The organism is Nakamurella sp. A5-74, from assembly GCF_040438885.1.
Lineage (GTDB): Bacteria > Actinomycetota > Actinomycetes > Mycobacteriales > Nakamurellaceae > Nakamurella.
On record NZ_CP159218.1, the window covers coordinates 3608842 to 3621735 of the forward strand.

At 69.4% G+C, this 12894-nt stretch carries 17 protein-coding genes; 7 read left to right on the forward strand and 10 right to left on the reverse strand.

Annotated features, from left to right (window positions below; genetic code table 11):
* Positions 1-173: 173 nt before the first annotated feature.
* Positions 174-653, forward strand: coding sequence for a transcriptional regulator (locus ABLG96_RS16495; RefSeq protein WP_353648419.1), 480 nt, complete (start codon positions 174-176; stop codon positions 651-653).
* 33 nt (positions 654-686) lie between these two features.
* On the opposite strand, the gene ABLG96_RS16500 is transcribed toward ABLG96_RS16495, so the two are convergent.
* Both ABLG96_RS16500 and ABLG96_RS16505 read right to left on the reverse strand, forming a co-directional pair.
* Positions 687-1232, reverse strand: coding sequence for a hypothetical protein (locus ABLG96_RS16500; protein WP_353648420.1), 546 nt, complete (start codon positions 1230-1232; stop codon positions 687-689).
* On the reverse strand, positions 1229-2227 hold the full coding sequence (locus ABLG96_RS16505) for a WYL domain-containing protein (RefSeq protein ID WP_353648421.1): 999 nt from the start codon (positions 2225-2227) through the stop codon (positions 1229-1231). The genes ABLG96_RS16500 and ABLG96_RS16505 overlap by 4 nt, the downstream gene beginning before the upstream one ends.
* A 61-nt stretch (positions 2228-2288) precedes the next feature.
* Between ABLG96_RS16505 and ABLG96_RS16510 the strand changes: the two genes are divergently transcribed.
* The gene (locus tag ABLG96_RS16510; protein ID WP_353648422.1) at positions 2289-2858 is read left to right on the forward strand and encodes a DinB family protein; all 570 of its coding nucleotides are present in this window, start codon (positions 2289-2291) and stop codon (positions 2856-2858) included.
* 21 nt (positions 2859-2879) lie between these two features.
* Here the strand turns inward: ABLG96_RS16510 and nusB are convergent, their stop codons facing one another.
* From nusB to ABLG96_RS16525, 3 genes are all read right to left on the reverse strand, one after another.
* Complete coding sequence (gene nusB / locus ABLG96_RS16515; protein ID WP_353648423.1) at positions 2880-3290, reverse strand: transcription antitermination factor NusB; 411 nt, start codon at positions 3288-3290, stop codon at positions 2880-2882.
* Positions 3291-3459: 169 nt separating this feature from the next.
* Entirely contained in the window at positions 3460-4023 is a 564-nt protein-coding gene (gene efp / locus ABLG96_RS16520; protein ID WP_353648424.1) for an elongation factor P, read from the reverse strand.
* Positions 4024-4083: 60 nt separating this feature from the next.
* Positions 4084-5247 (reverse strand): aminopeptidase P family protein, encoded by a 1164-nt coding sequence (locus ABLG96_RS16525; protein WP_353648425.1) that lies wholly within the window; start codon positions 5245-5247, stop codon positions 4084-4086.
* 51 nt (positions 5248-5298) lie between these two features.
* Between ABLG96_RS16525 and ABLG96_RS16530 the strand changes: the two genes are divergently transcribed.
* Genes ABLG96_RS16530 through ABLG96_RS16540 form a run of 3 tightly spaced genes read left to right on the forward strand, consistent with a single transcriptional unit; the run spans position 5299 to position 7365 of the window.
* Positions 5299-5601, forward strand: a complete 303-nt coding sequence (locus ABLG96_RS16530; RefSeq protein WP_353648426.1) for a hypothetical protein — start codon at positions 5299-5301, stop codon at positions 5599-5601.
* Positions 5602-5653: 52 nt separating this feature from the next.
* Entirely contained in the window at positions 5654-6295 is a 642-nt protein-coding gene (locus ABLG96_RS16535) for a nitroreductase family protein (protein ID WP_353648427.1), read from the forward strand.
* The gene (locus tag ABLG96_RS16540) at positions 6292-7365 is read left to right on the forward strand and encodes a DUF3626 domain-containing protein (protein WP_353648428.1); all 1074 of its coding nucleotides are present in this window, start codon (positions 6292-6294) and stop codon (positions 7363-7365) included. The genes ABLG96_RS16535 and ABLG96_RS16540 overlap by 4 nt, the downstream gene beginning before the upstream one ends.
* A 19-nt stretch (positions 7366-7384) precedes the next feature.
* Here ABLG96_RS16540 and aroQ read toward each other — a convergent pair whose 3' ends face one another.
* The 4 genes from aroQ to aroC form a co-directional block, all read right to left on the reverse strand.
* Positions 7385-7816 (reverse strand): type II 3-dehydroquinate dehydratase, encoded by a 432-nt coding sequence (aroQ, locus tag ABLG96_RS16545; protein WP_353651557.1) that lies wholly within the window; start codon positions 7814-7816, stop codon positions 7385-7387.
* Between the two features lie 95 nt (positions 7817-7911).
* Positions 7912-9060, reverse strand: coding sequence for a 3-dehydroquinate synthase (gene aroB, locus ABLG96_RS16550; protein WP_353648429.1), 1149 nt, complete (start codon positions 9058-9060; stop codon positions 7912-7914).
* Positions 9057-9572, reverse strand: a complete 516-nt coding sequence (locus ABLG96_RS16555) for a shikimate kinase (protein ID WP_353648430.1) — start codon at positions 9570-9572, stop codon at positions 9057-9059. Before ABLG96_RS16555 ends, aroB begins: the two co-directional genes overlap by 4 nt.
* Positions 9569-10786 carry a chorismate synthase gene (gene aroC / locus ABLG96_RS16560; protein WP_353648431.1) on the reverse strand — a complete coding sequence of 406 codons (1218 nt, stop codon included), beginning with the start codon at positions 10784-10786 and terminating at the stop codon, positions 9569-9571. Before aroC ends, ABLG96_RS16555 begins: the two co-directional genes overlap by 4 nt.
* A 163-nt stretch (positions 10787-10949) precedes the next feature.
* On the opposite strand from aroC, the gene ABLG96_RS16565 reads away from it, so the two are divergent.
* Entirely contained in the window at positions 10950-11252 is a 303-nt protein-coding gene (locus ABLG96_RS16565) for a hypothetical protein (protein WP_353648432.1), read from the forward strand.
* A gap of 5 nt (positions 11253-11257) precedes the next feature.
* A complete protein-coding gene (locus ABLG96_RS16570) occupies positions 11258-12010 on the forward strand; it encodes a ZIP family zinc transporter (protein WP_353648433.1) in 753 nt (250 codons plus the stop codon).
* 153 nt (positions 12011-12163) lie between these two features.
* Here ABLG96_RS16570 and ABLG96_RS16575 read toward each other — a convergent pair whose 3' ends face one another.
* A complete protein-coding gene (locus tag ABLG96_RS16575) occupies positions 12164-12892 on the reverse strand; it encodes a TIGR00730 family Rossman fold protein (RefSeq protein WP_353651558.1) in 729 nt (242 codons plus the stop codon).
* Positions 12893-12894: the final 2 nt, after the last annotated feature.

Sequence of the window (12894 nt, forward strand, 5' to 3'; positions counted from 1 at the left end):
CCGCCTCACCGGACGGGTTTGAAGGAAGTGGCTGTCTGCCATCGTAGCCGGGACGCAAGTTCAGGACACAGGCCCCTCCAGGGTGTACAGATCGGTCGGGGGCACTACTCTTCGTAGCGGACCGACCTATCGCGTCACGGTCAGTAGTGTCGGGGGACACGGGAGGAGTGAGCATGCAGGATTACGCGCACGCACTCGGTGCTCGGCTTCGCGCCGTGCGAAACCAGCAAGGTCTGAGCCTGCACGGCGTCGAGGAGAAATCCACCGGCCGCTGGAAGGCCGTCGTCGTCGGCTCCTACGAACGCGGCGATCGGGCCATCACGGTGACCAAGCTGGCCGAGCTGGCCGAGTTCTACTCCGTGCCGATCACCGAACTGCTGCCGGACGTGAACCTGACCTCCTCCAGCGCGCCGACCGCCAAGCTGGTCATCGACCTCGAGCGACTCTCCGAGCTGCCGACGTACCAGGCCGGCCCGTTGGCGCGCTATGCCTCCACCATCCAGTCCCAGCGCGGCGACTACCAGGGCCGCACGCTGACCATCCGCGCCGAGGACCTCCGCTCACTCGCAGTGATCTACGGAATGGGTGCCCAGACTCTGGCCGAGCAGTTCGTCGAATGGGGTGTGCTGCCCGAGGGCACCACCTTGCACTGACGTCGATCGGGATCTCCGCCGTCGACGCGGCGATCAGTGTCGATCGTCATGCATGCTGCGAGCGCTCGCACTGGTGAGCCGCACGATCCGGTCCGGTTCAGGGCTGTGCGGCCAGAGCTCGATCAGCCCGTCCGTTGAGGGATCGTCCTGGGTTCCCGGCCGACGGGAAGCCGCATCGCGATCCAACTCGGACAGCCGCACCCGGTAGCTGCCCGGCGCGAGCTCCGGAAGTTCGCCACCGTCGAGGTCTTGCGTGGTCGTCCACCGCACGAACTCGGATGTCGGAATCTCGACCGACACCTCGACGACATCGCCCCACTCCGCATCGAGCAGGCGGGGCTCGTCCTTCGTCACTTGCACGCGAACGCGCGAGTATCCGAACCCGCCCGCCAGGAAGAAGTAAACGCAGTCCGACCTACCGGTCCCGATGATCCCGTTGTGCTGACCGCGGAACACCTCGTCGGGATCGGGTGCACAGCCCTCCCAGTCCCAGAAGATGACCAAGGTGCCGTAGTCGGTGAGCACGACTCGATCGAGCAACACCGTCGGCCCAGCAGGTGCATCCAGCGGGAACGTCATCGATCCACCGGTGCCAGTAGTCGGCGCGCAGCGTCCTCGGCGGCTCCCAGGAGCTCGGCACCACCGACGATCCGGAACTCCAGCGGGATCTCCACCAGCACACTGAGATACCAGCGCAGGTCCTGTGTGGTTCCAGCAAGCCGACAGCTGTTGCCCGGCAACGGTTCCAGGCTTCCCATGCTGCGCGGGACCCAGTGCTGCACCTCCGCGACCGAGGCGGTGAATTCGATCACCGCCTGATGTCGCCAGCCCTCGCTGAGGTGCTGCTCGACGACCTCGAGGACCCTCAGATCCGTTGGTGCGGAGAAGGTCTCGTGCTCCAGCCCGACCTCGTCCATGCGATCGATCCGCAACAACCGCCGGGCATCCGACGTGTGCGACCAGCACAGCAGGTACCACAGCTCGCGACGCAGCACCACGGCCCACGGCGCCACCGTCATCCGGCGGCTCTCCTGGGACGAGAGGCGGTACCGGAAGCCGACCAGACGGGCATCGTCCACCGCCCGCACCAGGACCGCGAGGAGCTCCGGATCCGGTTGCGGCGCAGATGATCTACGCGTTCGGTGCACCGTTCGCAGCAGCTCTGCAGACGCCGCCACCGGTGCCGGCAGCACCCGTAGGATCTTGGCGACGGCCCGCTGCCGGGCGGTCCGCGCGACGGCGTCCCCTCTCACGGTCCCGTCGCCCGAACCGGCGACTGCGTCCGCGTCGTCGCTGCCAGGCAGCACCGCCATCAGCAGGCCCAGCGCCTCCGCGGTGGTGAGCATCAGCGGTGGCAGACGGAACGAGCGCCCCAGCCGGTAGCCGCCGTACCGCCCGGGAGTCGACTCGATCGGGATGTCCGCCTCGCGCAGCGTCTGGACGTAGCGCCGCGCCGCGCGGTCGGAGACTCCGAGCCGGCGGGCCAGCGCATCAGCGGTGATACCGGGGGCGCCCTGGATCGTCTCCAGGGCCAGCAGCGCTCGCGCGACTGGACCTGCGACGTCCGCACCCATCCGGCAAATCTAGCCCCCGATGAGGACGAGTTCCGTCCGGGAACGGTTCTAGTTTGCTTCCATGACCGCCACAGACGCCACCTCCCGGACGCCGAACATCGACCTCGCGGACTACCCCGAACCACCGGTCGCCGGCGACGAGGTCGCTGCCCTGCTCGCCAGCCTCGATCGGCTGCGGTTCTACATCGCCTGGAAGTGCGGGGGTCTGACGGCCGAGCAGCTCGACCAGCGCCTGCCGCCGTCGGCGATCACCCTGGCCGGGATGCTGCAGCACCTCGCACGCACCGAGAACTCATGGTTCAGCTGGGTGTTGTGGGGTGAGCGACCGCGATCCCCGTGGGACCAGCAGGACACACCCGACGAATGGGCCAACCCCTATCTCGGCGGCGAGCGGGACCCGGAAGCGTTGATGGCGCTCTGGCAGCAGTCGTGCGCCGAATCCCGGGAGCAGACTGCACGAGCCCTGGCCGCGGGCGGATTGGACCATCCCGGGGCGATGGACTGGGGCGACAGCCACCCGAACCTGCGCCGGATCGTCCACGACATGATCGAGGAGTACGGCAGACACGTCGGTCACGTCGACCTGATCCGGGAGTCGATCGACGGCCTGGTCGGCGAGGACCCTGCCTGACGCACGTCCGCGGTGGGCGGATCAGCGCAGTCGGCTGCTGATCGCCTGGATCTGGCCGAGCACGCCGTTGACGAACTTCGGCGAGTTGTCGGTGGACAGCGTCTTGGCCGCCTCGACCGCCTCGTCGATCACCACGGCCGGCGGCACGTCGGTGGAGTAGACCATCTCGAAGATGGCGATGCGCAGGATCGCGCGGTCGACGGCCGGCAGTCGTTCCAGCGTCCAACCCTCGATGTGCTGGCTCAGCAGGTCGTCGATCCGTCGCAGATGCCCGCTGACTCCGCGAATCAGCACCTCGGCGTACTCGCCGAGGATGTACGGCTCCGGCGAGTCGATCCGGTCGCTCATCACATCGATCGGGTCGACGCCCCTGGCCTCTGCTGCGTACAGCACGTCCAGGGCTCGTTTGCGGGCCTTGGATCTGGCTGACACGGCTGACTGCCTTCTGCTCGGGTGCCGCCGGGGCGGCGGGGGCGGGGCGATACGACCGTCACGTCCGCGAAAGTCGGGTGCAAACGACCGTCACGACCGCGAAGGTCAGGTGCAAACGACCGTCACGACCGCGAAGGTCAGGTGCAAACGACCGTCACGACCGCGAAGGTCAGGAGTTGACGCGACCCAGGTAGCGGCCGTCGCGGGTGTCGACCTTGATCTTGTCACCGGTGTTGAGGAACAGCGGCACCTGGATCTCGGCGCCGGTCTCCAGGGTGGCCGGCTTGGTGCCGCCGGTGGAGCGATCGCCCTGCAGGCCGGGGTCGGTGTGCCGCACCACCAGCTCGACGGAGGCAGGCAGCTCGACGTACAGCACGGTGCCGTTGTTCTGCGCGACCAGCGCCTCCTGGTTCTCCAGCAAAAAGTTCGCGACGTCGCCGACGGTCGCGGACGCCACGGTGATCTGGTCGAAGGTGTCGCCGTCCATGAAGACGAAGTCGGCGCCGTCCTTGTAGAGGAAGGTCATGTCCCGCTTGTCGACCGTCTCGATGTCGACCTTGATACCCGCGTTGAAGGTCTTGTCGACGACCTTGCCGGACATCACGTTCTTCAACGTGGTCCGGACGAAGGCTGGACCCTTACCCGGCTTCACGTGCTGGAACTCGGTGATCGTCCAGAGCTGACCCTCGAGGTTCAGGACCACGCCGTTCTTGAAATCGCTGGTGCTCGCCACTGTCGTTCCTCTTTCTGTACTCGCTGCGCCCGAGGCCGTGGTCGACGCCTTGTCGGCGCGTCACAGCTCCAGGAGTTCGGTGCCGGTCAGGGTGAGGACCTCGTACCCGGAAGCATCGGGCCCGCTCGCACGGACCACCCCGGTGTCCTCGATGCGAACACCGCCGCGGCCGGTCAGATAGATCCCGGGTTCGACGGTGACGCACATTCCGGGTCTCATGATAGCCGTGGATCGAGCGTCCAGTGCCGGTGCCTCGTGGATCCGCAACCCCACCCCGTGTCCGAGACCGTGACCGAAGTACTCGCCCTGACCTGCTGCGACGATGACGTCCCTGGCCGCAGCATCGATCGCGGCACCGTCAGCACCCGCAGCGACGGCTACCCGACCGGCCGTCTGCGCCGTCAGCACGAGCGCATGCAGGTCCCGTTGCCAGTCGGCGGCGCGGCCCAGCACGAAGGTGCGGGTCATGTCCGAGTGGTAGCCGGCCACCTCGGCGCCGAAGTCGATCTTGACCAGGTCGCCCGCCGCCAGCGGACGGTCTGTCGGCTCGTGGTGCGGGACGGCCGAGTGCTCACCGGCGGCCAGGATCGTCGCGAACGACGGTGCGTGGGCGCCGAGTCGCATCATCCGGAAATCCAGATCGAGGGCTGCCTCCCGTTCCGTCCGGCCGACGGCAAGTCCGCCGGCCTGGATCAGCCGGGCGAGTGCTTCGTCCGCCACCGCGCATGCCCGACGCAGCAGCGCGATCTCGCCGGCGTCCTTGATCTCCCGCCCGCGCTCGACCACGTCGCTGGTCGGCACCAACGCGAACCCGGCGTCCTGCGCCGCGGCGGTCAACAGCCGGGAGCGCGCGACGGTGACGTGGTCGGCCTCGAATCCGCACCGACCACGGACTGAGGGCAGCAGCGCCAACTCGTAGGTGCGGTCGATCACCAATGCCAGGTCAGGGGTCTGCTCGGCTGCCTGCAGCGCATACCGGTCGTCGGTGCACAGCGCGCTCGCCGGGTCGTCCCCGCCCGTGCCGCCAACGTCACCGGACCCGTCCCCGGACCCGGACCCGGACCCGGACCCGGACCCGATCAGCAGGGCACCGGCCGAACCGGTGAACCCGGTCAGGTACCGGATGTTCACCGGATCCGTCACCAGCAGTGCTTGCAGGTCCGCGCTCCGCAGTGCAGCCGCCACCGCAGCGCGGCGACGACGATGATTTCCAGGGCTACCCATCGGCCCACGGTAGGTGACGTTCCAACCCGAACGGGTGAGTACTGTTCAGCTGTGTCCTCCTCGGTCTGGATCCTGCTGCTGCTGCTGGTGCTGGGCGCGTGCGTCGTACTGGTGTTCGCTGCGCGGCGCGCGGCGACCCGGGGCGCCGATTTCACCGACGTCACCATCTCGCCGGAGCTCGCGGAGCGGGTGCGCAGCACTGCGCTGTCGGGCCGCCAGATCCTGGCCATCAAGATCCTGCGCGACGAGACCCGGATGCCCCTCGCCGCTGCCAAACTGGTCGTCGAGCGCATGGTGGCCAGACACCATCGCGATGCCGCGGGCGGGGCGACCCGCCCGGGCGACGCCAACTGAACCGCACCGCACGCGAAGCCGACAGCAGCAGCCGATCGAGACGGGGGCACCGATGGGATGGGAACGCGCCGACGCCACGTCCGCCCGGGGCTTGACGCCGCTGTTGGAGGAACGGTTCTCCACCCGCGTCTTCGACCCCGGGTACACACTCGGTGTTGATGACCTGCGTCCGCTGCTGGAGGCCGCCCGCTGGGCGCCTTCGGCGGGCAACAGCCAGCCGTGGGCGTTCCTGGTCGGTCTGCGCGACGACGAGACCCACCGGGCGTTCGTCCCGCTGCTCTCCCGGGGCAACGCGTTCTGGGTGCCGCGCGCCTCAGCGGTGATCATCACGCTGCACCGCAGTGCCACCGATCCCGGCAGCGACATGCTCTACTCCGACTATGCCGCCTACGATCTCGGCCAATCCGTTGCCCACCTGACCGTGCAGGCGCTGGCCGCAGGGCTGCAGGTCCACCAGTTCGCCGGCTTCGACCACGCTGCGACCGCGCTCGCCTTCGGCGTCCCCGACAACTGGACCGTCACCACCGCCGTCGCGATCGGTCGGCCGGCACCGGTGGAGAGCATCGAGGACGCCGAACCCTCACTGGCGCAACGGGAACGCCGGCTCCGGGACCGCAATCCCCTGCAGGGCTTCGTCTTCGCCGGAACCTTCGGATCGCCGGCAGAGATCGCGCCCGCACCGGGGTCGCGATGATCACCGGTTACGGTTCGGTCGAGCGGATCCGCGAGCGTGCCGCGGAGCGACGGGAGATCGACACCGAGCGGGTCCTGCACGTCCTGCGCCGCCACCACCCGTGGACGTTCAGGACGATCCCCGATCCGCATTCGCTGGTGCGGGAGTTCGCCCGGTTCCCGGTGACGGTCAACTTCCACCCCGACCGGGTCGCGGCTGACGGCCACACGGCCGCCGAATCGTTGCAGGTGACTGGCGTGTTCCGCACCCAGTTCGAGACCGGGACCAGTGCGGGCAGCTACTCCCCCGAGCCCACCGGTGCCCGCGCGCAGTGGGAGCGGACGCTGTTCGGGCTGGAGTCGGTGGATCCGGTGCATCGGCCTCGCTACGGCGGCCTCAACATGGCCGGTCATCCGGACGGCGCAGCTCCACGATTCGGTTCCTGCGTGCTCGAGCTGAACCCCAGGACGCTGACCCGCAGCACACTGGCGGTCGGCGACTCGCACACGCTGCCCGAGGACATCGGCACGATCGACGAGTCGATGCCGGTGCTGGCCGGGCTGTTGGAGCGGGCGGACGCCACCGGCGGCGTCTTCCGGTTACCGTCGGGCTCGGTCGGCGGTCTGGTGGACCTGCTGCGAGCCCCACGGGCCTCAGCGCGCATCACCGAGCCGGGTCGCGCGTTGGACGACTATCTCGAGGTGCAGGTGCACGGCCCGGTCCACCTCGACAGCGATGTGGTCGGCATGGTGCTCGACCCGTCGTTCCGTGGCACCGCCATCGGCGACCGACTGACCGACGCGGCCGCCACCCACGGGGTGCGGGTGCGGTGGCACCGAGGGTTCCGGACCACCCCGGAAGACATCGACCCGCAGTTCCGCGGGCCCGGGACCGTCGAGATGGCTCGGCGGGTGCAGGGCACCTTCGGCGTGATCACCCCGGAGACCATCGGCCGGGCGCATCGACGCTGGGCGACCGTCGGCGAGCCGACGAGCGGGACGGACCTCGACTCCCCCGGAGCTGCTGACCCCGGTCAGCAGCTCAAGTACCTCTGGCATGCCCTGGTCGAGTTCGGCGGACCCTTCCGCTGACCTGCGGCCGGGACCGTGCCTACAGATCCACCGACCGAGCGGCGATGAACTGCAGCGCGAGCTCGTAGCCGAGCGGGCCGAGCCCGCAGATCACCCCGGCGGCCACCGCCGAGATGACGGAGTGATGACGGAACTCCTCCCGGGCGTGGATGTTCGACAGGTGCACCTCGACGAGATCGGAGCGCAGCTGGGCAGCGGCGTCCCGGATCGCGATCGAGTAGTGCGACCAGGCACCGGGGTTCAGCACCACCGGGAGCTGCTCGTCGGCGGCCTCGTGCAGCCACCGCACGAGCTGGTCCTCGGCATCGGTCTGCCGCACATCCACCCGCAGCCCCAGCGTGAGCCCCACCGCGGCCCATCGGGTGGCGAGATCGGGGTAGCTCTCGGACCCGTAGATGGTCGGTTCGCGCACGCCGAGCCGTCCGAGATTCACTCCGTTGAGGATCAACACCGGGCGCAGGGAGCCGGCGAGCAGGTCCTCGCCGAGACTCTCCAGTGCCTGGTCGAATCCTGGTTCCGACGACGGATCACGGTCGGGGGTCGAGGTCATGGGGTTCCCTCCTCGGTGCTGTCGGTGCTGTCGGTGCTGATCGCGGCGTAGGCCATGGCCAGATCGTCCGCACCCGGTCCGTCGAGCCGTCCCGGCCGGCCCAGCCCGTCGAGCACCACGAATCGCAGGGTCCCATTGCGGGCCTTCTTGTCCGAACCCATGTACTCCAGCAGTTCGGGAAAGGCGCCGGATTCGTAGCCGGTCGGCAGGCCGACCGCCTCGAGCACCGCGCGATGCCGGTGCACGGTCGCCGCATCCAGCCGGCCGAGGCGGTGCGCGAGCTCGGCGACGAACACCATCCCGATCGCCACGGCTTCACCGTGCCGCCGTCGGAACTGTTCGCGCTTCTCGATCGCGTGCGCCAGGGTGTGCCCGTAGTTGAGGATCTCCCGCAGGTCGGACTCCTGCAGGTCGGCCGCGACCACTGCGGCCTTCACCGCGACGGTCCTGGCGACCAGCTCGGCCAGCACCGGCGAGCGCGGATCAGTCGCCGCATGCGGGTCCTTCTCGATGAGTTCCAGGATCACCGGATCGGAGATGAAGCCGGACTTCACCACCTCGCCCAGACCTGAGACCAGCTCAGCGTGCGGCAGGGTGTCCAGCAGCGCGAGGTCGGCGATCACGGCGGCGGGCTCGTGGAACGCGCCGACCATGTTCTTGCCGGCCCCGGTGTTGATCCCCGTCTTGCCGCCGACCGCGGCATCGACCATCGCGAGCAGCGTGGTCGGGACCTGCACGACGTCGACGCCGCGCATCCAGGTCGCCGCGGCGAAGCCGGCCACATCGGTGACGGTGCCGCCGCCGAGTCCGATCACCACGTCGCGACGGGTCAGGCCGACCTGCCCGAAGACGTCCCAACAGAAGGCCAGCACACCCAGCGACTTGGCCTCCTCGGCGTCCGGCACCTGGACCAGGTGCACGGCCATCCCGTTGCCCTGCAAGCGATCCCGCAGAGTCTTCGCCATCTCGACGAGCGCCACCGGGTGCACCAGCGCGGCCGTGCGGTACGGCGTGAGGGCACCGTCAAGGGCCTCGCCCAGATTTCGGCCGATCACCACGTCGTACGGTGCCGCGGTGGCGACCGTGATCCGCACCGGCGGCGCAGACAGCGGCGCGGCCGTGGCAGGGCTCGTCGGGATACTCACGGCGCCAGCTCCAGTTCGGCGGCGATCCTGCCCGCCACCTCGTCGACGGTCAGGATGTCGGTGGCGATCTCGATCGACGCCACCTCGCGGTAGAGCGGCAACCGGGCGTCCAACAGTGCCTTGAAGGTGGCCCGCGGATTGATCCCGACCAGCAGCGGGCGGTTGGTGGCCATCCCGGTCCGCTGGACCCCCTGCGACATCGAGACGTGCAGGAACGCCACCCGATGGCCACGCAGCAGTTCCCGGGTGCCCGGATCGAGCACCGCCCCGCCGCCCAGCGACAGGATGCCCGTGTGCTCCGTGAGCGCCGCGGCCACCGCGGCTCGCTCGAGTGCCCGGAAGGCGTCCTCGCCGTCGAGCGTGAAGATGTCCGGGATGCTGCGGCCGCTGCTCGCCTCGATGTCTGCGTCGACGTCCCGGAACGGCGCACCGGTCAACGCGGCCAGCGCGGCGCCGACCGAGGTCTTCCCGGCTCCGGGCGGACCGACCAGCACCACCAGCGGCGCGCTCATGACGTGCCGAACACCGGTCGGGTCGCAGTGATCGTCGCCAGGTACGACTCGACGTTGCGGCGCACCTCGGCAACCGAGTCGCCGCCGAACTTCTCGCTCACCGCATCGGCGATCACCAGGGCCACCATGGCTTCCGCGACCACGCCGGCCGCCGGGACGGCGCACACGTCACTGCGCTGGTGGATCGCCTGCGCGGACTCACCGGTCGCGACATCGAGCGTCGCGAGAGCCCGCGGAACGGTGGAGATCGGCTTCATCGCGGCGCGGACGACGACGGGCCAACCGTTGGTCATCCCACCTTCGATCCCACCCGCGCGGTTGGAGCGACGGGAGATCCCCTGTGCTGCAGCAGGATCCATCTCGTCGTGGGCCTGCGATCCACGTCGACGGGCGGTCCGGAAACCGTCACCGATCTCGATGCCCTTGATCGCCTGGATCCCCATCAGCGCACCCGCCAACCGGGCATCGAGCTTGCGGTCGCCGTGGACGTAGCTGCCCAGGCCGGGCGGTAGGCCGTGGACGATCACTTCGACAACGCCGCCGAGGGTGTCGCCGTCGGCCTTCGCTGCTTCGATCTCGGCGATCATCGCCGCTTCGGAGGCGGGCAGCAGTGCCCGCACCGGGGACGCGTCGATGGCGGCCAGGTCTTCGCGGGTCGGCAGCCGGCGCTGCGGATCGTGGGCGTCGGCGACATCGGCCTCACCGATCGACACGACGTGCGACACGACGCTCGCGCCGACGGTCGCGAGCAGGAAGTGCTGCGCGACGGTGCCGAGCGCCACCCGGGCAGCGGTCTCCCGGGCGGAGGCGCGCTCCAGCACCGGGCGGGCGTCGTGGAAGCCGTACTTCTGCATCCCCGCGAGATCGGCGTGACCGGGCCGCGGCCGGGTCAGCGGGGCGTTGCGAGCGAGGCCGGCGAGCACGTCGGGATCGACCGGGTCGGCCGACATGATGGTTTCCCACTTGGGCCATTCGGTGTTGCCCACCTGGATGGCCACCGGTCCGCCCATGCTGATCCCGTGCCGGATCCCGCCGAGGATGCTCACCTGGTCCTGCTCGAACTTCATCCGGGCGCCGCGGCCGTAGCCGAGGCGGCGACGGGCGAGTTGTTCGGCGATGTCCGCGGTCGTCACGGGCACGCCGGCAGGCAGCCCCTCGAGGACGGCGACCAGGGCAGGTCCATGGGATTCTCCCGCAGTGATCCAACGCAGCACGTCCGCCATGATCCCACGACGGGCCGCGCAGCCCGACAGGCGGCGTGCACCAGGGCTCCGCGCCGCTCGGCATGAGAAGCTCGATCTCCCGGACCTGCGCGCCAGATCGGTTTCGCCGTCGCGGACGCGGGCACCACACCCTGGGGGTCGGAAGGAGTACGGCATGCCTGAGCACGGTCCCACCGGGATCCACGACGACGTCGCAGGGCCTGCTCCCGTCGGCGCCGACCGGTCCGACTCCGACCACCGGATGTTCGAGACGGTGGAGCGTCTGCACGCCGAGTTCGGGCCAGGACCGGCGCGTCTGCTCATCCTCGCCGTCGTCGACGTCTGCAGTGACGAGTTGGATGCTGCTCCCGCCGGGCAGCGGCCCGCACTGCTTGCCCGTCTGACCCGAGAACGGGCTCTGCGCGCACCGGACGGACCTGCGACGTCCGCCGATCACCCGAGCACCGGGGGGTGGTGAGGGACATGCCGATCTGGTTGCAAGCCGGGCTGTGGGGTCTGCTGGCGGGAGGCGCGCTCGTCGTCGGGGCGGTGATCGCCTGGTTCGTCCGGGTCCCGCAACGAGTCTCGGCGTCGGTGATGGCGTTCGGGGCCGGCGTGCTCATCTCTGCCCTGGCCTTCGATCTCGTGGACGAGGCCGAGACGAAGGGCGGCCTGGTCGCCACCGCGCTGGGATTTCTCGTCGGCGCCAGCGTGTACGTGCTGGCGAACGCCGTGCTGGCGCGTCGCGGCGCCCGGCACCGCAAACGTTCGAGCGAGCACCAGCCCTCGGAGGAGGATCAGCAGGGCAGCGGGGCGGCAATCGCCATCGGTGCTCTGATGGACGGGATCCCGGAGTCCATCGTTCTGGGACTCTCGCTGCTGAGCGGCCACGGCGTCGGCGTGCCGGTGCTGGCGGCGATCATCATCTCCAACATTCCCGAGGGCCTCTCCAGCGTCGCCGGCATGAAGGGCAGCGGCCGCAGCGCCCGGTACGTCTTCGGCGTCTGGGGCGGGATCGCCGTCGCCAGCGGCGCCGCAGGACTACTGGGCTGCCTGCTCCTGCAGAACGCTGCACCCGAACTCATCGCCGGCATCACCGCGCTCGCCGCCGGCGCGATCCTCGCCATGATCGCCGACACCATGATCCCCGAAGCCTTCGAACGCACCCATCTGTACGCGGGTCTCATCACGACTCTCGGATTCCTGACGGCCTTCGTCATCTCGCGAGCCGGCTGAACAGAAAGCGCCGGCTTACCACCCGACCTGCCGCCGCGCTGATCGAGCGATCCGCGCGGTGGGCATTTTCGACGGGTCATTGCCCACAAGGCTTGTAGGGGGCCATCTTCCGACCACGACCCGTCGATTTCGTGCAGCAACCGGTCCAGCCGGTCAGTGCTCCTGCTGCCAGGCCTGATAGCTGGTCAGAACCACGTCGACCACGTCAGCGACATCATCGGTCACGTGCAGCAGTGCGAGGTCCGCCTCACCGATGTTGCCGGCGCCCAGCGCGGAGGTGCGCAGCCAGTCGATGAGTCCGCTCCAGTAGGCGGACCCGAACAGGATCACCGGGAACTTCGTCACCTTCCGGGTCTGGACCAGGGTGAGCGCCTCGAAGAGCTCGTCTAGGGTGCCGAAGCCGCCCGGCAGGCAGACGAATGCCTGCGAGTACTTCACGAACATGGTCTTGCGGGCGAAGAAGTAGCGGAAGTTGATGCCCAGATCGACCCACTCGTTGATGCCCTGCTCGAACGGCAGCTCGATGCCCAGGCCCACCGACATGCCGCCGGCATCCTTGGCGCCCCGGTTGGCGCCCTCCATCACCCCGGGCCCACCACCGGTGATCACCGCGAAGCCCTGATCCGCGAGTGCGGCGCCGATCTCGCGAGCCGCTGCGTAGTGCGGATCCTCGGGCTTCGTCCTGGCCGACCCGAACACGGTGACGGCCCTGGGCAGCTCGGACAGCGACCCGAAGCCCTCGACGAACTCGGCCTGGATCCGCATCACCCGCCACGGATCGGTGTGCATCCAGTCGGTCGGACCGCGGGAGTCCAGCAGCCGCTGATCGGTGGTGGTCGCCTCCTTGGTCTGCTCGCCCCGCAACCGGACCGGGCCACGCATCC

What these genes read in the sequence shown, in the direction of transcription:
- ABLG96_RS16495 (WP_353648419.1), top strand. Translation starts at nt 174, where the DNA reads ATGCAGGATTACGCGCACGCACTCGGTGCTCGGCTTCGCGCCGTGCGA.
- ABLG96_RS16500 (WP_353648420.1), bottom strand. Translation starts at nt 1,232, where the DNA reads ATGACGTTCCCGCTGGATGCACCTGCTGGGCCGACGGTGTTGCTCGAT.
- ABLG96_RS16505 (WP_353648421.1), bottom strand. Translation starts at nt 2,227, where the DNA reads ATGGGTGCGGACGTCGCAGGTCCAGTCGCGCGAGCGCTGCTGGCCCTG.
- ABLG96_RS16510 (WP_353648422.1), top strand. Translation starts at nt 2,289, where the DNA reads ATGACCGCCACAGACGCCACCTCCCGGACGCCGAACATCGACCTCGCG.
- ABLG96_RS16525 (WP_353648425.1), bottom strand. Translation starts at nt 5,247, where the DNA reads ATGGGTAGCCCTGGAAATCATCGTCGTCGCCGCGCTGCGGTGGCGGCT.
- ABLG96_RS16535 (WP_353648427.1), top strand. Translation starts at nt 5,654, where the DNA reads ATGGGATGGGAACGCGCCGACGCCACGTCCGCCCGGGGCTTGACGCCG.
- ABLG96_RS16540 (WP_353648428.1), top strand. Translation starts at nt 6,292, where the DNA reads ATGATCACCGGTTACGGTTCGGTCGAGCGGATCCGCGAGCGTGCCGCG.
- ABLG96_RS16555 (WP_353648430.1), bottom strand. Translation starts at nt 9,572, where the DNA reads ATGAGCGCGCCGCTGGTGGTGCTGGTCGGTCCGCCCGGAGCCGGGAAG.
- ABLG96_RS16565 (WP_353648432.1), top strand. Translation starts at nt 10,950, where the DNA reads ATGCCTGAGCACGGTCCCACCGGGATCCACGACGACGTCGCAGGGCCT.
- ABLG96_RS16570 (WP_353648433.1), top strand. Translation starts at nt 11,258, where the DNA reads ATGCCGATCTGGTTGCAAGCCGGGCTGTGGGGTCTGCTGGCGGGAGGC.
- ABLG96_RS16575 (WP_353651558.1), bottom strand. Translation starts at nt 12,892, where the DNA reads ATGCGTGGCCCGGTCCGGTTGCGGGGCGAGCAGACCAAGGAGGCGACC.